Source organism: Spirosoma daeguense (assembly GCF_054776875.1).
This window is the reverse complement of sequence record NZ_BAAHBF010000002.1, coordinates 115,456-137,275: the sequence shown is the minus strand read 5'-3', so window position 1 is coordinate 137,275 and position 21,820 is coordinate 115,456. Positions and strand designations below refer to the sequence as shown.

Annotated in this window: 22 protein-coding genes; 12 read left to right on the top strand and 10 right to left on the bottom strand. The window is 46.1% G+C overall.

Going from position 1 to position 21,820, the window contains the following annotated elements:
* Positions 1 to 9: 9 nt before the first annotated feature.
* The 9 genes from ACYVD4_RS05455 to ACYVD4_RS05415 all read right to left on the bottom strand — a co-directional run bounded on the left by ACYVD4_RS05455 (position 10) and on the right by ACYVD4_RS05415 (position 10,700).
* The gene (locus tag ACYVD4_RS05455; protein ID WP_460943227.1) at positions 10 to 1,485 is read right to left on the bottom strand and encodes a DUF1593 domain-containing protein; all 1,476 of its coding nucleotides are present in this window, start codon (positions 1,483 to 1,485) and stop codon (positions 10 to 12) included.
* 22 nt (positions 1,486 to 1,507) lie between these two features.
* The gene (locus tag ACYVD4_RS05450) at positions 1,508 to 2,488 is read right to left on the bottom strand and encodes an ABC transporter permease (protein WP_460943225.1); all 981 of its coding nucleotides are present in this window, start codon (positions 2,486 to 2,488) and stop codon (positions 1,508 to 1,510) included.
* A gap of 49 nt (positions 2,489 to 2,537) precedes the next feature.
* A complete protein-coding gene (locus ACYVD4_RS05445) occupies positions 2,538 to 4,073 on the bottom strand; it encodes a sugar ABC transporter ATP-binding protein (protein ID WP_460943223.1) in 1,536 nt (511 codons plus the stop codon).
* A gap of 90 nt (positions 4,074 to 4,163) precedes the next feature.
* Positions 4,164 to 4,796, bottom strand: a complete 633-nt coding sequence (locus ACYVD4_RS05440) for a DUF2291 domain-containing protein (protein ID WP_460943221.1) — start codon at positions 4,794 to 4,796, stop codon at positions 4,164 to 4,166.
* A 3-nt stretch (positions 4,797 to 4,799) separates the two neighbouring features.
* On the bottom strand, positions 4,800 to 5,753 hold the full coding sequence (locus tag ACYVD4_RS05435; RefSeq protein ID WP_460943219.1) for a substrate-binding domain-containing protein: 954 nt from the start codon (positions 5,751 to 5,753) through the stop codon (positions 4,800 to 4,802).
* Between the two features lie 90 nt (positions 5,754 to 5,843).
* The gene (locus ACYVD4_RS05430; protein WP_460943217.1) at positions 5,844 to 7,256 is read right to left on the bottom strand and encodes a nucleoside hydrolase-like domain-containing protein; all 1,413 of its coding nucleotides are present in this window, start codon (positions 7,254 to 7,256) and stop codon (positions 5,844 to 5,846) included.
* 109 nt (positions 7,257 to 7,365) lie between these two features.
* On the bottom strand, positions 7,366 to 8,349 hold the full coding sequence (locus ACYVD4_RS05425; protein ID WP_460943215.1) for a transketolase family protein: 984 nt from the start codon (positions 8,347 to 8,349) through the stop codon (positions 7,366 to 7,368).
* A gap of 31 nt (positions 8,350 to 8,380) precedes the next feature.
* A complete protein-coding gene (locus ACYVD4_RS05420) occupies positions 8,381 to 9,217 on the bottom strand; it encodes a transketolase (protein WP_460944736.1) in 837 nt (278 codons plus the stop codon).
* A 70-nt stretch (positions 9,218 to 9,287) separates the two neighbouring features.
* On the bottom strand, positions 9,288 to 10,700 hold the full coding sequence (locus ACYVD4_RS05415) for an L-fucose/L-arabinose isomerase family protein (RefSeq protein WP_460943213.1): 1,413 nt from the start codon (positions 10,698 to 10,700) through the stop codon (positions 9,288 to 9,290).
* A gap of 353 nt (positions 10,701 to 11,053) precedes the next feature.
* Between ACYVD4_RS05415 and ACYVD4_RS05410 the strand changes: the two genes are divergently transcribed.
* The 12 genes from ACYVD4_RS05410 (at position 11,054) to ACYVD4_RS05355 (ending at position 20,921) form a co-directional block, all read left to right on the top strand.
* Positions 11,054 to 13,228 (top strand): alpha-L-rhamnosidase-related protein, encoded by a 2,175-nt coding sequence (locus tag ACYVD4_RS05410; protein ID WP_460943211.1) that lies wholly within the window; start codon positions 11,054 to 11,056, stop codon positions 13,226 to 13,228.
* A 259-nt stretch (positions 13,229 to 13,487) separates the two neighbouring features.
* Positions 13,488 to 13,664 carry a hypothetical protein gene (locus tag ACYVD4_RS05405; protein WP_460943209.1) on the top strand — a complete coding sequence of 59 codons (177 nt, stop codon included), beginning with the start codon at positions 13,488 to 13,490 and terminating at the stop codon, positions 13,662 to 13,664.
* Between the two features lie 24 nt (positions 13,665 to 13,688).
* The gene (locus ACYVD4_RS05400; RefSeq protein ID WP_460943207.1) at positions 13,689 to 14,186 is read left to right on the top strand and encodes a hypothetical protein; all 498 of its coding nucleotides are present in this window, start codon (positions 13,689 to 13,691) and stop codon (positions 14,184 to 14,186) included.
* Between the two features lie 111 nt (positions 14,187 to 14,297).
* Entirely contained in the window at positions 14,298 to 15,209 is a 912-nt protein-coding gene (locus ACYVD4_RS05395; protein ID WP_460943205.1) for a metallophosphoesterase, read from the top strand.
* Between the two features lie 50 nt (positions 15,210 to 15,259).
* Complete coding sequence (locus ACYVD4_RS05390) at positions 15,260 to 15,769, top strand: hypothetical protein (RefSeq protein ID WP_460943203.1); 510 nt, start codon at positions 15,260 to 15,262, stop codon at positions 15,767 to 15,769.
* Positions 15,770 to 15,791: 22 nt separating this feature from the next.
* Positions 15,792 to 16,148, top strand: a complete 357-nt coding sequence (locus ACYVD4_RS05385; protein WP_460943201.1) for a DUF2200 domain-containing protein — start codon at positions 15,792 to 15,794, stop codon at positions 16,146 to 16,148.
* A gap of 114 nt (positions 16,149 to 16,262) precedes the next feature.
* Entirely contained in the window at positions 16,263 to 17,045 is a 783-nt protein-coding gene (locus ACYVD4_RS05380; protein WP_460943199.1) for an SDR family oxidoreductase, read from the top strand.
* The gene (locus ACYVD4_RS05375) at positions 17,042 to 17,485 is read left to right on the top strand and encodes a DUF2147 domain-containing protein (RefSeq protein ID WP_460943197.1); all 444 of its coding nucleotides are present in this window, start codon (positions 17,042 to 17,044) and stop codon (positions 17,483 to 17,485) included. The genes ACYVD4_RS05380 and ACYVD4_RS05375 overlap by 4 nt, the downstream gene beginning before the upstream one ends.
* A 12-nt stretch (positions 17,486 to 17,497) precedes the next feature.
* On the top strand, positions 17,498 to 17,848 hold the full coding sequence (locus tag ACYVD4_RS05370) for a hypothetical protein (protein ID WP_460943195.1): 351 nt from the start codon (positions 17,498 to 17,500) through the stop codon (positions 17,846 to 17,848).
* An 8-nt stretch (positions 17,849 to 17,856) separates the two neighbouring features.
* A complete protein-coding gene (locus tag ACYVD4_RS05365; protein ID WP_460943193.1) occupies positions 17,857 to 18,765 on the top strand; it encodes a helix-turn-helix domain-containing protein in 909 nt (302 codons plus the stop codon).
* 134 nt (positions 18,766 to 18,899) lie between these two features.
* Positions 18,900 to 19,940, top strand: coding sequence for an NAD(P)-dependent alcohol dehydrogenase (locus ACYVD4_RS05360; RefSeq protein WP_460943191.1), 1,041 nt, complete (start codon positions 18,900 to 18,902; stop codon positions 19,938 to 19,940).
* A gap of 60 nt (positions 19,941 to 20,000) precedes the next feature.
* Positions 20,001 to 20,921, top strand: a complete 921-nt coding sequence (locus tag ACYVD4_RS05355; RefSeq protein ID WP_460943189.1) for a helix-turn-helix domain-containing protein — start codon at positions 20,001 to 20,003, stop codon at positions 20,919 to 20,921.
* Between the two features lie 2 nt (positions 20,922 to 20,923).
* Here ACYVD4_RS05355 and ACYVD4_RS05350 read toward each other — a convergent pair whose 3' ends face one another.
* Entirely contained in the window at positions 20,924 to 21,697 is a 774-nt protein-coding gene (locus ACYVD4_RS05350) for a methyltransferase domain-containing protein (protein ID WP_460943187.1), read from the bottom strand.
* Positions 21,698 to 21,820 lie beyond the last annotated feature (123 nt).

The following is a 21,820-nucleotide window of genomic DNA, read 5'->3' as shown; positions in this document are numbered from 1 at the left end:
ACTGCTTACTCATTTCGGAACGACCTCTACAATCACACGTTTGTAACGAGTCAGGGCGGGCATTCCTTTATCCGTTACGCGTAGGATAAAATGAATCGTTTGTGGTGTATCTACAGTTGGTGCCGTTACCGGCAAATCATACAGGTTCGACGCGTAAGGCCGAAAACTGACAAGTCCGGGATACGTTCCTGCTTCGGGGTACTGAAACCAGAGATAACTCATCGAATCGCCATCGGGGTCGATGGTGCCAGCTGCATTCAAGTGAAACTGTTCGCCTGATTTCACCGTCAATTTATCCGAGTGAGCCAACGCCGGTACGGGTGGATGATTCGCTTCCTGATACGGTTTTGTACACCAGTCCATTCGGGCAGCAAAATCGTTCTGAAAATCCTGCCGCCACCGCCAGATGGTTGTCATAATGCTTTTAGGAGCCGCTTTTTCGGCTGGCTCCATATACGATTTTCGTGGTAATGCACTGCTATACAACGAATCGACCGCATTTGTCCAGATAGAGCGCGTTTCGGATTCATCGTTTGGTGCACCCGCCGGGCCAAATCGTCTTGGCGTAGTCGGGAAAGTTGGCTTTTCGAATACGTAGCGTCCACCCCATCCGCCAAAATCCGGGCGTTCGGGCGTATTTAAACCGTTGGGTATCAACCCTAGAAAAGCGGGCGTATCACCTTCCATACCATACGCTACGTCGGGATAAGCCGCCCCCAGCGGTCCATGCCCCTGTTGAATATGTTTTGCCAGCCAGTCGTTGCTCACGAATTCCGGATGAGTGCCCGTTTCAGTGGTATTGATTCCCCGCCACGTAGCGTGTTCGTAGCCATAACCCGGACTACAGATAAAAAATACGTTCGGAAACATTTTTCGAATCCACGGACCCGAATCGTCCTGATCCGAAATAGTGTAAACCCGCAGTTTTTTGTAGAGCTTTTCAGCCTGTTCGGCAGTACGTGACTTTTTAATTTTCCAGAGAGCCTGCGCCAACGTATTCGGTCCACCCCAGACCGAAACCCAGATTGGCCGGTCGTCAGGTTTGTCCAGTAAGCCAATGAGCCACTCCGACCCTTCCGAATCGTGCCCCTCGCCCACTCCAGCCATCCCATAAACAGCCAGCCCTTTTTTGATACGTGTTTTCAGTTGCTGCACGCTGGGAAAACCGGGTTCATGTTTTAGCAGATTCGGTTGAATTTTCCCGTACGCGTCAATTATCGAATGAATTGTTTCCGGTGCAATCCGATTTTTCTGGTGAATAGACGTAGTAGCAATCAGTCCTTCAATGTCCAGTTGATTCGCATATAAAAGCAACCGCACGAGTGACTGTGAATCATCCGGATCGGCTTCAATATCGGTCAGAACGACCACGCGAGTTTTGCGCTCAACCTGAACAGGTTTTACTTGTGCCAAGCCTTTTATATCGGAAAACAAAACCGTTACAATTAGGCCAGTAATTATCCGGAATCGATTTATACGTAGCACGTTAGACGCTTTTTAAAGTATCCTATTCGTTTTTCGAATTTGACTTATCAATAATCACGGCCAGCAAAATCACGAAGCCTTTGACAACTTGTTGCCAGAACGGCGATACGTTGAGCAATACCAAACCGTTGTTCAGTACGCCGATAATGATGGCTCCCTGTACCGTACCGAGAATGCTCCCTCTCCCACCCGACAGCGACGTACCGCCAATCACCACAGCCGCAATGGAATCAAGTTCGTAGCTGATACCGGCATTGGGCTGTGCCGAATCCAGCCGCGACGTAACGATTAATCCACCGACAGCCGACAAAGCACCAGCAATGGTATAAACCGCAATTTTGATTTTGTTGATGTTTACCCCCGACAGTCGGGCCGCACTTTCGCTGCCACCAATGGCGTAAATGTATCGGCCCAATCGGGTTTTATTCGTTACCAGCACGGCCACGGCCACAATGATTCCCGATACCCAGACCGGTACGGGAATCCCTAAAAACCAGCCCGTCCCCAAAAAAGTAAATGATTCTCCCAGTCCTGTTATCGGAAAGCCTTCGGTCCAGAGCATGGTAAGGCCGCGTGCAATAGTGAGCATGGCCAACGTAGCAACGAATGGCGGGAGATTGAAGCGTGTAATGGCCCAGCCATTGAACCAGCCTAGTCCAGAGCCTGTCAGCACACCCGCCAACGTAGCACCAAGCAACGTAAAACCGATGAACAGATTGGCCGAGGGAAATTCGATACCGTTACGTAGCAAACCCGCTGTAATGGCCCCCGACAACGCCAGCACCGAACCTACCGATAAGTCGATACCAGCCGTCAACACCACAAGCGTCATACCGGTAGAAATACAAACGTTGACCGAAATCTGCCGCAGTACGTTCCAGAAATTAGCAACGGTCAGGAATTTATCAGACATCAGGCTGATACCCAGACACAAAATGAACAAGGCAATCAGTGATTGAAATTTTGTCAGAAAAGGGCGATATGTGGTTGTGGTTAGTTGCATAAGGATAAAGAGCGAATGAGTGAATAAGTGAAAGAGCGAAAATGATGCGTCAGCCACTCTTTCGCTCTTTCGCCCTTTCACTCTTTACATCGGCGATAGCGGCTTTTAGAATAATATCTTCAGTTGCCTCCTGAATCGGGATTTCGGCCGTTAAAACCCCTTCGCTCAGCACCAGAATCCGATCAGAGATAGCCAGGATTTCAGGCAGTTCCGACGAAACAACGATAATTCCTTTACCTTCGTCGGCCAGTTGCAGAATCAGTTTATAGATTTCGTTTTTGGCGTTTACATCGATACCCCGCGTCGGTTCGTCGAGCATAAGCAGCTTGGGGTTGGTAGCCAGCCATTTCGACAATACGATTTTCTGCTGATTACCGCCACTCAGGTTTTTTGCCGCCTGTTTCTCCGACGACGTTTTGATTCGCAAGTCGGTAATGTATTTTTTTGCCAGCGCGGTTTCTTTCGTACGACTCAAAAAGCCACCCTGCTCAACGGTTTTCAGATTCGACAGACTGATATTCGTCTGTACGTCCAATCCCAGCACCAGTCCGTCTTTCTTGCGATCTTCGGGCACCAGCGCCAGTCCTGACGTAATAGCGTTGATGGGTGCTGTCAACGGAATCAGCTGTTCATCCAGATAAACCGAACCGCTGCTACGTTTCGGATGCAGGCCAAACAGGGCTTCGAGCAGTTCGGTACGTCCGGCTCCCATCAGTCCGAAAATGCCAACGATTTCACCCCGACCAACGGTAAACGAGATATTTTTCAGTTGATTTTCCTGAACGCGAACCGGATGTTTAAGACACAGATCGTCAACAACCAGCAAGGTTTCAGTTGTGCGAAAATCGGTTTTCCGACGGATGCTGGTAACCTCGCGGCCCACCATTTTCCGAATCAACGTATCGTGGTCGATGCCCACCATTTTACCCGATTCAATGGATTTTCCATCACGTAACACAACGTAGCGGTCGGCGATGTTAAACAGTTCGTCAAGTTTGTGCGAGATATAAACAATCGCTTTGTTCTCGCTACGTAGGTCGTTGATGATCTCGAACAGAACGGCCACTTCACTTTCGGTAATGGCCGATGTCGGTTCATCCATAATAATCACCTCCGACTCAACCAACAACGCCTTGGCTATCTCAACAACCTGCTGCTGACCAACTTTTAGCTCCACGACTAACGTATCAGGTTCGATAGACAGCTTGAGTCGGTTAAGCAGTTCGCGGGTTTTAGCACGCATGGCTTTCCGGTCGAGGGTGCCCCAGCGGGTCGTGATTTCACGGCCTAAAAATATATTTTCCGTAATGCTCAGATACGGAATCAGATTCAGTTCCTGATGAATGATAGCAATGCCACACGTCTGCGCGTCGCGGATAGACTGAAAACGAACGGGTTCGCCGTTGAAACGAATTTGCCCTTCGTAATCAGGGTAAACGCCCGACAGGATTTTCATCAGCGTCGATTTTCCGGCACCATTTTCCCCAATCACCGCTGTTACGTTGCCTGCCAGAAATTCCAGACAAACGCCATCCAGCGCCGTTACGCCCGCAAATCGTTTGGTAATATTTTCTGCTACTAACATGTTTGGGTTCGATCGTATCGTGGCGTCGGTTTCTAAAACCCGACTCAATTGCTGACGCGAGCGTGTCGGTTTTGAGAAACCGACACCACACTAACGGGCTTCTACAGAAATCGGGATAACTTCCAGATTTTCAAGATGTAAATGCTCTTTATTGAGTTCGATAGCACCAACAAACTTGACCGTAGTACCGGGTTTTGTAACGGCTTTAAACGGTGGAACAACCTTATTTCGAATGATCTTATTCAACTCCGCCGATACGTTGTTGAGGTCCATCGTGTTATCGAACTCGGTAATCTGAATCAAACCCGAAGCGTCGCGAACGGCATTGCCAAAAATATATTCGGTTGCCAGTTTCACCGTCTCGCCAGAGGGCAACGTAACGCCAACCTCATCACTGCCCACGTTCGTTATTTTTCCTTCGCCTTTCACCAGAAAGTAGCGAATGTTGCCAATGCCCAACGCGTGCGAATACGTATCGAATCCTTTGGCTTTATCGGTTTTAAGCAACGTAGTAAGCGTTTCTAAATCAGTAGCATTCGACCTAGCGGGAAGTAATTTCTCCGTCCAGAATTTTTGGGTATACGTAGCGGCATCGAACGTACTACCACCTTTTGCCCCTGCCGATGCTTTGACATCATCCAGTTTTTTAAAGTAGACGGAGTTATACGCCACCACAGCCAGCAAGACAAGCAATACGGTGTATTTGAGGCTATTTTTTGGCATGGCTCAGGATTTTTTGGCGGCTGGATAATCCTTGATGTTCGTCTGATCGACCAGTTCAACGGCTACAGGTATCTTTTTAGCGAAGTCACGCTTGCCTTTGAAGTACTCATCAGCGAATTGGGCCGCCGTTTTCGCCATCGTTTGGGGCGACTGCAAACCCGTCGCTTTGATCTTACCGTCGCGAATGGAATTCATCACATCGTCAGCCCCGTCAAACCCAAAAACGCCAACCTCCTTCGCTTTTCCTGCTGCTACCAGCGCCTGATACGCCCCCATCGCCATGGCATCGTTCCCGCAGAAAACCGCGTTGATGTCGGGATGCGCCTGAAGAATGGATTCGAGCACTTCCATCGCCTTATTCCGGTCGAAGTCAGCACTTTGCTGCGCCACCATTTTAAAATTTGAGTATTGATCAACTACGCTATGAAATCCTTTCGAGCGATTCCACGTATTGTTATCGCCCACCAAACCCAGAATTTCGACGTATTTGACAGGCTCATCTTTGACTTTGCTACGTAGCGTCTGCACAAAGTATTTGCCGATGGATACACAGCCCGAATAGTTGTCGGACAGAATCTGACACGTAGCAGCCTTTGGCGCATTGACTTCGCGGTCCATACAAAACACCGGAATACCCTCATCGATGGCTTTTGTGGCATTCACAATCGAACCATCTGAATCCGTCGGATTCAGCAAAATGGCGTTGAAACCCGACACAATGGCGTTCTCGAAATGGTCACTTTCAAGAGCCGTATTATTCTGCGAGTCGAAGATTTTTGTTTCGTACCCCAACGCTTTAGCCTGTGCAGCTGCTGTTTCGGCCAATACCACAAACCACGGATTGTTGAGCGTCGAGACGATCACCGCTACTTTTTTTGGCGCGTTTGTATCGGCTTTGTTGGTGCAACTCCCCGCCAGGAGGAGAAGAATTGGTAGCCAGAAAAAGAGTCTTTTCATAGTAAGTTCAGGAAGGATGGACCGCAGATCGTTATGATTTTTATGATGAAAAATGATCTTAATAAATCATAACGATCTGTGTTCTATCGGTCACGGCATCACCGTCACAATAACACGCTGATAACGAGTGAGCGCCGGAACACCGTTATCGGTTACGGCTAGGATAACATGAAACGTTTCAGGCTTCGTTACGGTTGGCGCCATGACAAAGGCATTTTTTTTCTGTTTATCCTGTATGTCTAATCCGCGACTGTTGTCGAACGTACCGGGTTCTCGGTAATAAATCCAGTCGTAGGTTAGCGCATTGTCATCTGGATCGCTGGAACCTTCGGCGCTGAACGGGACTTTCTCCCCACTTTTTACCTTCAACTGATTCGCATGACCCAGTTTGACAACGGGTGGGTGATTGGCCTCCTTATATGGCTTGATTGTCCAATCGATTCGGGCCGCAAAATCATTCTGGTACGCTTTTCTCCATCGCCAGATCGTCGCCTTATTGCTGGTGTACCAGCCGCTATCAATGCCTACTACTTCATCTTCCGCATCCGACCAGAACGGGCGTGTTTCGGGCTCGTAGAACCACTTGCGCATGCGAGGTGTATAAAACTCATAACGGCCTCCCCAACTGCCATAATTTGGATGCTCGGGATCACTTAAACCATTATTAATCAGGAACAGGAATGTTGGCGTATCGCCTTCCATCAGAAACTTCGTGAACGGATGCTCAGCACCCAATGGCCCATGATTCTTGCGGATGTGCTCGTCCAACCAGGGATTGTCGACAATACTGAAATCAGCCCCCTGAAATCGTCCGTGAAATTTATCACCACTGATACCACTCCAGGTCGCGTGGTGATACGCTCCCCCCGCATGCATACCGGGACTAGCGATAAAAAACAGATTCGGAAAGGTCTTACGCAGCCAGGGGCCCGAATCATCCTGATCAGAAACAGTATAAACTCGAAGTTTGGCGACAAACGCATCAACCTCTTCAGGTGTCCGAGTCTGTCGAACTTTCCATAGTGCTTGTGCCAGACAGTTAGCCCCACCCCAGACCGGAATCCAGACCGGACGATCGTCCTTTTTATCTACAACCGAAATAATCCATTCCGATCCTTCTGAATCTTTCCCTGACCCAACCGCTCCCATCCCGTAATTCGAATAGCCCGACTTGATGATGCTGTTCAGGTAAGCCGTTTCGGGGTAGCCTTTTTCGTGAAGCAACAGGTTGTTACGTACCTTGCCGTAAGCCGTTACAATCTGTTTGATACGTTCCGGAGCAACCCGTTCTTTCTGGTGAATGGACGTAGTGGCAATCAACCCTTCTACATCCCATTGGTTCGAATACGTCAGGAAACGTACCATCGACTGTGCATCATCGGGCTCATTTTCAATATCGGTCAGCACCAGTACCCGCAGTTTTTGCGAGCTGAGCTGGGCGTAGCTAATTGGGGGCGAACCCATTAGCAGAACTAGAGTGAGTAAGGAATAAACGGCTTTCATATAAGGTTTAGGAGAATTATTAATTGGGGCATCGGTAGAGACGTAGCATGCTGCGTCTCCTACGCGTAAGCAAATACCATCCGGACAAGAGACGCAGCATGCTACGTCTCTACCGATGATTTATCAACGTTAGCGCTTCCTGGGTGATACCCTTTTCAGACAGGCCGTAGTGGTTAAAAATTTCAACCTGCGAACCAGTCACGGTATATTCGTCGGGGATACCCATGATTTTGAATGAATTGCGGAAACCATTCTGCATCAGGAACGATGCACAGGCTTCACCCAGTCCACCAAAAACACTGTGTTCTTCAACGGTCAGAATCGGGCATCCTTTGGCCGCTACGTTCGCCAGCAACGCATAATCAAGTGGCTTGATGGTATGCATACTCACAACAGTTGCCCGGATGCCGTGCACATTTTCGAGATGGCGGGCTGCCTGTAAAGCCGGGTAAGCGGTTTCGCCCGTTCCGATCAGCACCAGATCATCACCCTCGCAAATGATACGTCCTTTCCCGAACGAGAATTCCTGATTCTCTTCCGACAGCAAAGGCATCGGCTTTTTACCAAATCGGAGGTAAAGTGGATGTTCCGTTTCGGCGGCTAATCGGATCGCCTGTTCTGTTTCGAAATTATCGGCAGGAGCTACCACAATCAAATTATGAACGGCACGTAGCGCGGCAAAATCGTGTAGGCTGTGGTGGGTTGACCCTAACGCGCCATAACTTACTCCCGCACTGATACCAATGAGTTTCACCGGATTATCGGAATACGCTACGTCGGTTTTGATTTGCTCGAACGAACGGGCCGTTAGAAAACAGGCGGGCGATACGGCAAAAACTTTCTTTCCCGTCGATGCCAAACCAGCCGCTACACCAACCAGATTCTGCTCGGCAATACCAACTTCAATGTGTTGTGCAGGATATTTCTGCCCAAACGGAACAAGTTTTCCCGAACCACGCGAATCGCTGGTAACGACCAGAATTTGCCGATCTGTGCTGGCCAGCTCCTGCAACGTACTGGAAAATACGTCCAGATTAGCCTGGGCTTTTTTATCAACTATTGTAACAACTTCTCCCATAAATTTTTCTGTCATTAACGTCTCGAAACCGACCAGCTATTACTTCCTATAAGATGGCTATCTCAGCTTCTTCCAATTCCTCAACAGCCTGTGCGTATTGTTCCTTATTTGGTACGCCGTGGTGCCATTTCAATTGATTTTCCATGAAGCTAATTCCTTTGCCTTTTACCGTATTCGCAATGATCAGGCTTGGTTTTCCCGGCTCAAACGGTAGGGCAGCGAAGGTGTCGAGCAGGGCACTTAAGTCATTTCCATCAACCTGCCGTACGGCCCATCCGAAGGCTTCAAACTTCTTGTCGAGTGGGTCAGTACTACATACGTCGGCCGTTGGTGCTGTAATCTGAAGTCCATTCTTATCGACAATCGCGCAAAGGTTATCGAGCTTATACTGAGCGGCTAACAGCGCGGCTTCCCAGTTCGAGCCTTCGGGCAGTTCGCCATCGCCCAGCAACGTGAAGACCCGAAATGGCTTCTCGTCCAGTTTCGCTGAAATCGCCGTACCAACGCTGAGCGATAATCCATGCCCCAGCGAACCGGTATTCTGCTCTACACCGGCAATCTTTTTTGTCGGGTGCCCGATGTAGTGAGATTTGTATTTGCACAACGTTTCCAGATCCGATTCGGGGAAGAATCCTTTATCAGCCAGCACTACGTAGAGTGCCTCAACAGTGTGCCCTTTGCTCTGAATATAGCGGTCGCGGTCGGGCGATTTGGCGGTTTCAGGACTAACGTTCAATACGTGATTATAGAGCACATTCAGAATGTCGATACACGACAAACTTCCGCCCGTATGGCCCGCGTTTGCCCCAACAATGTATTTCAGAATATTCTTCCGATACGTTACCGACTTACGGGCTAACTCCTTTAGCGTCATTGTTTTTATTTTTTGACATGTTTCTTGACCATTTTTTTGACAGGATTAGAGGAATACCTGTCAAAAAGAGTCAAAAGAATTAATGCATATAGACTTCCCAGCCCATGTAATTTCCCATCGCTTCTTTCAGGATACCCGCCGTTTTGGACGCGTTCATTACTACGTGGTGTTCGAACCCATTCCGGCAAACGTACTGCATAAGTCCCTGTAAATTAGCAATTTGTGCTACAGCCCGGTTACCAAACGTATTGAGCGGATCGTCGGTCAATACGCCCTCGCCGATGTAGGCTTTCATAATACCTTTCGGGTCGTCGGTGCTGATACGTCCGTAGGTCAAAGGATTGGCGGGAGTACGTCCGGCTAGTGCCCCGTAGGTGTTTTCTTCGCCTACTGTAGTACCTAAAATCGGAGCCGTACTAATCTCAATATCAGGCAAAAACGACTTAGCCCAGTTACCGCAATGGAACAACACGCACTTGTTTTCATCGTCGGCATAGTTATTATTCCAGTCAACCAGCGCACTTGGTGACCCCGAAGCCAGTTGCATCGCGTACATGCTTAGCGTACCCGTTACGTCCACTTCGCAGGCGCTGGGCAGCATGTTTTCGCTCATGATGCTCATGCTTGTGCAGACGTTACAGCCGTAATTTTGCTGAAGCGATGTCCAGCATTGGATAGCCGTGGCATCGAGCGCATTTTCAAGCATAAACTCATTGAGTACTACGTCGAGTTTGGCAATCTGAACGAGTTTATCGTCGGGCGTGCGACCCGTTGGCGTATAGGCTTTTATGGCATCGAGTCGATCTTTTACCGACTGGTCGGCAATGGTTAATTTATTGGCGTTACCCAGAATTTGTGACAAATCGACCGTAACAACCGAAATCCCGTTACGTTGCAGGATTTTTTCGCTGTACCGAACCGTATTGAATCCGCCGGGACGTGCCCCAACAGCCCCAATCCTGACGTTACGCAGCCCTTTCACAACCCGGCAAACAGCCATGAAATTGTTCAGATCGGTTTCAAAACCAGGGTCCGATGGATGTACTACGTGTTTGGTTGTCAGGGAGTATTTAATACCAAACTGATACAGGTTGTTGCAAACTGAAATTTTGCCACACCAGGAATCCCGCCGACGTGCTACGTCCATCCGATTCAAATCGTCGGGATAAGCCTGAATGAGCACCGGTACATCAAGACGAGCCAGTTTTAGCGTTTCAGCCACACCTTTTTCATCACCAAAGTTGGGGAGTACGACCAGCACACCCATTATTTCGTCGGCGTGTTTCCGGAAAAGTTCGGCACATTTTTGTGCTTCCTGAAACGTTTCGACGCCACCTAATTTCGTAATCGATTCGTCGAGCATGATGGGTTTCACACCCAATTTCTGAAACACATCCAGCAAATCGGCGCGGCATTCGCCAACAAGTTTATCGGGAAAAAAGTCACGATTGCCAATGATAACACCTAAGGTAACCGGGGTACTTGATTTCATAGTTATACGTAGTAGAGACGCTGAATTCGTTACGCTGGCTAAACGTAGTGATCGAATCAATAGAGAACAAAAATAACAAATAGAAAATAAAACAAAAAAATAGAAAGTTAAATTTGTCTTATTTCGTGTAAATTTTCAGTTTTAACGACGTATCAGTTTTCGTAAGAATCTGTACATATACCTCTTATAGGCAAAAAAAGACTATTTATACTCATTTTTTTGTACCTATCGGGTATTTATTTTCAAAATAACCTTATTATTTCCGTTTACTTTCTAAAGCATTCTTATTTTTGCTTTCGATTTTCTTTTGCTATTTAATTAAACAGCCACGAGCTGTTGACTTGCTTTCGTACATGAAACGTAACACCCGTCTTTCTCTCATCTGGTCTATTTTTCTTACCCTTTACGTAACGCCTTTACTCGCTCAGAATCAGGCTACCTGGATCTGGTATCCGGGCGATTTCGAGATCTGGCTCGGCAACAACATGCAGAATCGACGTACCGAACGGACTACGTTCCTACCGCCGTTCTGGAAACTCGACAGTCATTACAATCTGATCGATTTTCACAAAGATTTCGATCTGGCAAAGGCTGAAGACGTGGAGCTGTTTGTGGAAGGAAAATACAACGTAAAGATTGACGGCAAAGCGTTTCCGGGCTATCCGAAACAAATTACGATACCAGCTGGCAAGCATAAACTGAGCCTGAAAGTGTTCTGTCAGGATCGGGTTCCGGCTATTTACGTCCGGGGTAAGAATGTAGTATCAGATGCTACGTGGCTTGTTACGTTCGAGGATAAGGAATGGATTGACGAAACCGGAAAAGCGTCGGACCAATCGGGCACTACGTGGTTGAAAGCTGGCTCCTGGAATTTCAATGATCCTCAAAATCCACCGTCGAAATTCCAGCTAAATACCAAAGCAGTATCGGCCGTTAAGACGGAGAAAAAGCAGGGTTCTATCTTTCTGGATTTCGGGAAAGAAACGTTCGGATTTGTGAAACTCCACGGCTTATCTGGCAAGGGCAAAGTCGATATTTACTACGGTGAATCGCCTGAAGAAGCACGTGACACGGCATATACCGAAACTACAGATTTTCTACAAATCGCTCAGACGCAGAAACGCGACTCCATAATGGAACTAACCAAAGCGTTTCGCTACGTCAATGTGCTGTTTGATGGTAACGTATCAGTTGATTCGGTGTCGATGCTATATGAATACTTACCCGTTGCCGACCGGGGAAGTTTTCGGTGTAACGACGAGCAGATCAACAAGATTTACGACGTAGCGGCTTATACCTTACACCTCAACACCCGCGAGTTTTTCATCGACGGGATCAAACGCGACCGCTGGATTTGGTCGGGCGATGCGGCACAGAGTTATCTAATGAATTACTACCTGATGTTCGACTCGCCATCGGTTACGCGCACGATGCTGGCGCTACGCGGTAAAGAACCCGTCACGAGCCACATCAACACCATCATGGATTACACACTTTACTGGTTCATAAGCATTTACGACTATTACCAATACACGGGCGACAAAGCCTTTATCCAGCAGTTTTACCCGCGTATGCAAAGCCTGATGGACTATTGCCTTGGCCGACGTAACAAAAACGGACTATTGGAAGGGATGGCTGGCGATTGGGTGTTTATCGACTGGGCCGAAGGCTTGAGTAAGAAAGGCGAAGTCAGTTTTGAGCAATTGTTATTTGCCCGTAGTCTGGAAACGATGGCCCTCTGCGCCAATCTGGTGAACGACTCTCAGAACGCGCAGAAATACAATCAACTGGCCGCCGACGTAAAAGCAAAACTGTTTACTACGTACTGGAGCGACAGCAAACACGCACTCGTGCACAGCCGCGTGGATGGCAAACCGACCGAGAACGTAACGCGCTATGCTAATATGTTCGCCATTTTCTTCAACTATCTGAATGACAGCCAGAAACAATCCGTTAAACAATATGTATTGTTAAATCCGGACGTACCGAAAATCACGACACCGTACATGCGTTTCTACGAACTTGAAGCCTTGTGCGCCCTCGGTGAACAAGCCTATGTAACGAAAGAAATGAAGGATTACTGGGGCGGTATGTTGAACCTCGGCGCTACGTCGTTTTGGGAAGAATATAATCCGACGAAGAAAGGCTCAGAACACTACGCCATGTATGGCCGAAACTATGGCAAAAGCCTATGCCATGCCTGGGGAGCCAGCCCGATCTATCTGCTGGGGAAATATTATCTGGGCGTAAAACCCACCAGCCCGGCCTATGCTACGTATTTGATTGAACCACAACTCGGTGGTCTGCAATGGATGGACGGCAAAGTTCCTACGCCCACCGGCGACATCAGTGTGTATTGCAGCACCAAAGAAATCAAACTAACTGGAGCTGCCGGAACCGGAACGCTACGTTTTAAAAGCAAATCCAAACCCGTCTGCAAGCAAGGCGAAGTCCGCGTAATAGGAAATGATACGTATGAATTGACAGTAGAGAAAGGTAAGAACTACGTAGTGAGCTATAAAGGGTAAGTTGTTCGCTTCGCGATTGGTTTCGAAGTGCACATTTTGTATTGTAAGCAGTTATTGACAAGACAAAATGTGCACTTCGTGCTTTTTAGTGTTCAGTTTAGGAGAAGAAGTCAAAACCAAAACAACCTACTCATTATCAACAAATTACCCATTAACTTTCTGCGTATTACCAGTTGATTACCAGCTATTATTCAGAGATAGACTTGCTGTCTAAATATTCATATATTTACGAGCATGGTCAGGTCTAAATACAGACAACGTGAAAGCGAAAGTATTCTCACATAGGCAATCTATCGGAACAGCAGAATTACAAGTCGGAGATGAGTCAATGGGTGGAATATTTGGAGAATTTATTCCGACAGAATTATACTTTGATAAAATCCAAAAGGGCGTTTGGGAATTTTGGCAGACAAATAAACCCGATTACCAAAAATAGTATTCATTACGGCTAAACGTTCAATTGGAAAACGGTGTTTTTCTCTTCCCAGTTGGTGGCTACACCATTGACGACATAAAAGAATTTTCAGACGAGCCAAAGAGAATCGATATTTTTGGCGTTGACAGTAAAATAATACAAGACTTTTTTTTGACAAATCCACCAAGACCTTTTACAGAAGAGCCTTGGAAGGAATTGCAAATTGGCAAAAAAATTGTGTTTGAAGACGAGCTTAAAAAGGAGTTGGGAGTCGGAGAAAAAACACCGTTCAACTTCCTGAGAAAATCAGAAAGAGATACTCTGTTTGACAGCGAATTTTCTGCATTTTGCCACGACCAGAGAAATGACGATGTTTTATTTGAAATCAGGAAGCATGACTTGGATAAACAGTTTGCTTTAGTTCATTTAACCTGGACAGGTAAGAAAGAAAAGGAAGGTTTTCCTAACACGACATTTTATTCAGACTTTGACGATTTTAAATATTCAAGAATGTATGCTGACAAAGCTGAGTGGGAAGACTAGTATAATAAATATACAGAGAACCAATCCCATGACATAGATTTTGTATCAGGCGAATTCGAAGTGTTGCACTTCAGGAATCCGAAAACCCTTAAAAAAGACGATCTGCATAATATGATAGACCTTATTGGTGACATTCACGGACACGCAGACAAACTCAATCAATTGCTTTTGAAATTGGGGTATGCTAAGCATAACGGAGCGTATTCACATCCCGAAAGAAAAGTTTTGTTTGTGGGTGATTATATTGACAGGGGTCCACAAATCAGAGAAACTCTTGAACTAGTTAAAGCAATGGTAGACAGTGGAAATGCCATTGCTTTAATGGGAAATCACGAATACAATGCACTGTGTTTTCATTTCCAGGAAACCGAAGGAGGGCACCTTCGAAAGCATCTTATAAAAAACATCATTCAGCATTATGAAACCCTGAAACAATTTCAAAACAGACAGAGGGAGTACGAAGATTATTTGGAATGGTTTAAGACGCTACCACTTTACTACGAAACAGACGAATTCAAAGCGGTTCACGCTTGTTGGGACAATAACAACATCGAATACTTAAGAAAAACATTAGTCAACGACCGATTGACCGATGAGCTTATTTATCAATCCGTTAAGAAAGGAACAAAACTAAATGAAGCCATTGAGCAAACCCTTAAAGGAAAAGAAATAAAAATACCCGAAGGGCTTTTCTTTACGGACAAAGACGGCACAAAAAGAACAGAAATAAGGATAAAATGGTGGAAAGATCCATCTACTATGACATACAAGTCTATAAGTGTTGAGCCAATTGACAATTTACCTGAACAACCAATTGAATTATCTGAACTAAAGTCTCTTGATTTTTATCGTGAAAATACCAAAAAAGTATTCTTTGGACATTATTGGCTTAAAGGAGAGCCATCAATTTACAAGGAAAATGTTTGTTGTCTGGATTACAGCGTAGCAAAAGGAGGCAAACTTGTTGGGTATCGACTCAACGGAGAAGACAGTTTGGATAATAAAAACCTGACTTATGTGTAGATCATATAGTTTAAACAGTATAGAGTCCAACCCTAAAACTTCGAAAATTCATGACCGAATATCAGGCAAAATCAACAAAACCGTTAACTTTTAACATAACAAAAGATGATCAGCTCATTGGTAAGCTTGTTTATGAAAGCTGGTTTAAATTCAGTTCAACACTTGAACTTGCCAATGGCTCAACGTATCAGATAAAGCCGAAAGGTTTTTGGGGAACAACGATTGAATTTAAGGACGGCGATAACGTGCTTCTAAAATTCTCTATGAATTGGAATGGCGACATTGTTATTCAAACGTTTTCCGGCGGCTTCGAGAAAGGATATATTTTCAGACATAAAGGTATTTTTAACGAATCATTTTTACTGATTGATCAGGATGGGATTGAATTGTTGGTTGCGAAACCACAGATAAAATGGAGCAAAATGAATTATGAATATCAGCTGACAACGTCGGGGGCTTTCGAGTCTCTTGCTAACAAAGAAATTCTTTTGATAACCTCAGTACACTGCGCCAATTACTATATGTCTATGATGATGGCGGCAGGCGTTCCGGGAGCGTAGCACTAATCCATTCAAAATCACAATGAACCCGACCAATACAAGAATTTATAAAATGTCGTTTGCTGGTGTGTATCCGCACTACGTTCAAAAGGCCGAGAAAAAAGGGCGTACTAAAGAAGAAGTTGATACGATCATTTTCTGGCTCACCGGCTTCGACGAGCAATCTTTACAACAACACATCGACAATAAAACGACGTTCGAAGCTTTTTTTGCCGAAGCTCCCCAACTCAATCCGAACGTATCAAAAATTACGGGCGTCATCTGTGGGTATCGCATTGAAGAAATCGAAGACGACTTGATGCGAAAGATTCGCTACCTGGACAAGTTGATCGATGAACTGGCCAAGGGCAAAGCAATGGAAAAGATTTTGAGAAAATAGAAAAGCAGAGAGCGGTACGTACCACTCTCTGCTTTTTGGCTTCAACATTGCGACTTTCGGCTACATCTGTTTTTTGAATGGTGCAGAACTTTGCATCATCAAAAAACAGAAATCATGGACCTGAAAAATAGCACCATTCTCATTACCGGCGGAACCAGCGGAATTGGTTTGGAACTGGTAAAACAACTCACCGAACAAGGCGCAACCGTTCTCGTTACCGGGCGTAAACTCGATGCCCTGAACGAAACGAAAAAGCAATTCCCGAACGTACACACGTTCCAGAGTGATGTCAGCAATCCTGCCGACATCGAACAGCTTTACAAGACTGTTATTCAGCAGTTTCCCCGCTTAAATATCATCATTAACAACGCCGGACTGATGCGCCTGATCGATGTGCAGGATGCGTCGCTGAGTCTGGACAATATCAATCAGGAAATAGCTACCAACCTTACGGGTACTGTTCAAATGGTGCATCAATTTTTGCCGCATCTGGTGAAACAGAAATCTGCGGCCATTGTGAATGTATCATCTGGGATTGCCTTTATGTCTTACTCGGTGGCCCCCATCTACAGCGCCACCAAAGCGGGCGTTCGTGCCTATACGCAGGCGTTACGTTTGCAACTGGAAGATACGAATGTGAAGGTGTTTGAAATGATTCCGCCGGGGGTGAATACCAACCTGCAAAACGACTGGACTGTTGCTCCCAATCCAAGTATGATGATGAGTGTAGAGCAGATGGTACGTGTTGCCGTCAATGGGCTTAAAAACGATAAGAAGGAGCTAAAACCGTTTGCGATCAACCTGATAAAAATCGCCACCAGAGTGGCGCCCGGTTTGATGTTAAAATTTGGCCATGGTGAATTCAAGAAATTTAAAGCCCAAAAAAATAACGTATGAAAACCCTATTTTTTGCCGCTTTTCTGCTCTGTATTTCTCTGGTCAGTTTTGCGCAACAGCCTGCCGATAAACTCACTGGAATCTGGCAAAGTGTCGGCTCAGACGTTGGTCTTCGATTCGAAATCTATAAAACAAACGATACGTATTCCGGGAAACTTTTGTGGGCGTCGACCATGTATGAGGCCGACGGGAAAACGCCGAAAAAAGATTTTAAGAATCCAGACAAAAATTTACGTAACCGATCCCGGCAAAATATCGTCAATATAACCAATCTTGTCTATGACGATGGCGAATATACCGACGGGCAATTATACAACCCGGACGATGGCCGAACGTATCGGCTGAAAGCTAAATTAGTAGGCAGTAATGAACTGGAGTTCCGTGGCTACGTTGGGATTTCTCTGTTGGGTCAGACCATGAAACTAAAGCGTGTACAATAACCGATTAATCACATGACAAAGAGCATCATTAGTATCATCCTTATTGCGGTTTCCGCTTTTTTGAGTGTTAAACATGGTTGGGATGCGTTTCAGTCCAGCACGCCCGAACAGGCAAAAATGATGGCGAATCTAGGCGTCACGAAATCGGTAATGCCATTTTTTGGGGTATTTTCTATCGTAATCGGATTGATGTTGCTGTTTCCACAGACGTTCTTCATCGGAAATCTACTGAATGCCATCACTATTGTGCTGATCATGGCGTTGTCGTTACGTGCGGGCGACTACAGAATGGCGCTGATTGAAATTCCGTTTCTGGCCATGCCACTGATCATGATCTGGTTGAAGTATCCGTTCAAAAATTAACTGTAGCTATGGCTATTCCAAAACCATTCAGAATAAAGTCTATTACAGATGGGCATCGACTGGCGCAACTACCGAAGCCGCAGCATCCACTGATCAGTATTATTGATGTAAGCAGCCTGAAAAATAACACAGACGTCGATGCCGTGATCTTTGATTTCTATGTTGTGTCTCTGAAAAGAGGTTGCGATAAACTGATCTATGGCCAGCAGAAATACGATTTCGACGAAGGACTGATGGCATTTATGTCGCCCGGACAAATATTGCGCGGGGAAGAAAATGGCGTACCTGTCAATCTGGAAGGCTGGATGCTGTTTATACACCCCGATTTTTTATGGGGAACGCCACTCGCCAAAAAAATCAAGCAATTCGATTACTTCGATTATGCCACCAACGAGGCTTTGTTTCTTTCCGATAGAGAAGAAACGGTCATCAATGGCATTGTTGACAACATCCGTCAGGAGTATCAGGCCAATATTGATAAGTTCAGCCAGGACGTGATTATTGCCCAGTTGGAGCTGATGTTTACGTATGCTCAACGGTTTTACGAACGTCAGTTCATCACGCGAAAAATAACCAACAGCAAAATCCTGACCCGGCTGGAGGACGTACTGACCGATTATTTCGATCAGGAAGATCTGATTTCTAAAGGCTTGCCGTCGGTTCAATACGTTGCTGATACGCTCAACATATCGACCAAATATTTGAGCAGCTTATTGAAGCAACACACTGGCCTGACCACCCAGCAACACATTCACGAAAAGCTCATCGCAAAAGCCAAAGAAAAACTCTCCACGACGGATTCGTCGGTCAGCGAAATCGCCTACGATCTGGGTTTTGAGCATTCGCAAAGTTTCAGCAAGTTTTTCAAAAGCAAAACCCGCCAATCGCCCCTCGAATTCCGGCAATCGTTTAATTGATGCTACGTTCATCTGCGATGCATCACGGACGAGCATAGGGACGTAGCAGATTTTTTGGATACAACTTGCGGGGATTTGGATACGGTAGCCGCTACGTCTTCAGGCGACATTTGTTCTGGAAAACAAATGAAGTTATGATACAGGCAAAAGCATACGCAGCCCTTGCGCAGAACGCTCAATTAGAACCCTGGAATTTTGATCGACGAGACGTTGGCCCACACGACGTACAGGTACAGATTTTGTACTGTGGCGTATGCCATACCGATATACACAACGTTCACGACCATTGGGGCATCAGCATTTTTCCGCTGGTTCCGGGCCACGAAATTGTGGGTAAAATTATGGCAGTGGGCGATCACGTAACGAAATTCAAGATCGGCGATACGGCGGGTGTGGGCACCATTGTTGATTCGTGCCGGCACTGCGAAGACTGCCAAAGTGGACATGAGCAGTTTTGCTCGGTCAGTCCGGTTCAGACCTATAATAATTTAGACACGCAGGGCCAGCCAACGTACGGCGGTTATTCGAGTTCAATTGTTGTGAATGAAGACTTTACGCACCACATTTCCGACAAACTAGACCTTGCTGCCGTTGCGCCGTTGCTCTGCGCCGGAATCACTACGTGGTCGCCACTACGTAAATGGAAAGTGGGCAAAGGGCACAAACTGGCCGTAGTTGGTCTGGGCGGTTTGGGCCATATGGCGGTGAAATTTGGCGTAGCGGTGGGGGCAGAGGTAACGGTGATCAGTACGTCGCCGAACAAAGAAGAAGCGGCCAAAGAACTAGGCGCTCATCATTTTGTTGTATCAAAAGATGAACAGCAAATGAAATCCATTTTTCATTCGTTCGACTTCGTGCTGGACAGTGTATCAGCCGATCACGACATTAATCCGTATCTGGCCATCCTGAAAACGAACGGTACGTATATTAACCTGGGCTTACCACCCAAACCGTGGGAAATATCGTCATTTTCGGTTGTTGCAGGCAATAAATCCATCACGGGTTCGGGTGTTGGCGGTTTGCAGGAAACCCAGGACATGCTGGATTTCTGCGCCGAACACAATATTGTTTCCGACATCGAACTGATTGACATGAAAGACATTAACACCGCTTTTGAGCGGCTGGAAAAAGGCGATGTACGCTATCGGTTTGTGATCGATATGGCAACCTTGTAAATTTCGTAGCGATACATCGGAGGAACGTTCTTCCGATGTATTACGTCAACAACTATTTAAATGAAAAACAACGTAGCATCACCCCATATCATTCAATCTATTTCCGAATGGCATCAGTTGTTCAGGTTGTCCAAGCCTTTACATCCGCTGGTGAGTGTGCTGGACGTTAGTTTGCTGAATTATAGCCATTCTGACGTCTGGAAGCATTTTTCACACGATTTCTATTGCGTTGCGCTGAAACAGTCGCACACCTGCAAAATGATATACGGACAACGCGATTATGATTTCAACGAAGGCGTTATGACGTTTACCAAACCGGGGCAGGTTTTCAAGCTAGAGCAATTGCCCAACGCAACCACGACAGGTTATTTGCTCGTGTTTAAACCCGATCTGATCCGGAATTTTACGCTGGGCAAAACGATTACTGGTTATGGTTATTTTTCCTACAACCTTGCCGAATCGCTGCACCTGTCCGACAGTGAGCAAATCACCATTACGTCGCTGATGCTACAGATCGATCACGAATTGAAGGTAAACATCGACCATTTCAGTCAGGATATAATCGTATCGTACATAGAGCTTCTGCTCAACTACGCCAACCGATTTTATAACCGGCAGTTTATCACCCGAAAGACCCACAACCACGACCTGCTGTCGAAAGTGGATGAGTTGCTTTCGGATTATTTTACCAATGAAAAAATCTTGTTTTCAGGCTTACCCACAGTGCAATACGTAGCGCAACAACTGAATGTTACGCCCGATTATCTGAGCGATATGTTACGTTCGCTGACTGGCCAAACCACGCAGCAGCACATTCATAACAAGCTCATCGAAAAGTCGAAGGAGTTGCTTACCACCACGCAACTGACCGTCAGCGAAATTGCGTATCAGTTAGGTTTCGAGTATCCGCAGTCGTTTAACAAGCTGTTTAAAAACAAAACGAACGTATCACCGCTCGAATTCAGGCAGTCGTTTAACTGACGCTACGTTCGCTTTCCATACAGCAACAGTCGTTTAAACGCATACATGGCCGGGAATTTCGTAAACGACTGCTGAACGCGTTCTTTAAATTCGGCCATAAAGGGTTGTTGCTCACCGGGCGACAGCCTTTCGAGATACGGAACTAACGCAGAGCCGGAGATAAAATCGACTAAGTTGTCGGCATCGTTGGCAATGATCGGATACACTTTCTGCATGATCTGAATATCCTGTAAACCATGCTCAAACATGAGTTGCGCGTACTGGTCGATGCTTAACAGGGGCGACGTTCGTTTCCAGCCCTGCAACTGATCGACAAACGGCTTTTCCTGCACCAGTTCATACAAAAGCTTATTGAGCAGGTTCTCATGCTGCACCGGCATCTGCACGGCAAACTGTCCTTTGTCGCTCAGCTTGGCTATCAATTTCGGAAACAACGTTTCGTGATCATTCGACCATTGTAGGGCCGCATTACTAAAAATCAAATCCCACTGTTGGGGCAACGTATCAGCAATAAATGCTTCAACGCTCCTGTTTTCAAAACGCAGATTTTCGCTTTCAAATGCTTTGCTATGAGCCAGCATTTCGGGCGATGAGTCCATCCCAACAAAAGTTGCTTTTGAAAATCGTTCTGATAAAATGCGGGTTTGCTCCCCCGTTCCACATCCTAAATCAACGGCAGTCGTCCATCCGTTGTCGGCTATAAGTCCCATCAGATCAAAAAAAGGCTGAAAACGAACGCCTTTAAATTGATTGTACACATCAGGATTCCAGGGCATAATTTTCTATTAGGTTGGATTTTATGGTTAACGTAAACCTATCAATATTCATAGCCAAACGCTTGGAGCAAAGTTATAAAACAGCATTTTTGCCGCATTAACCAACTGACTTAAAAAGAAAAG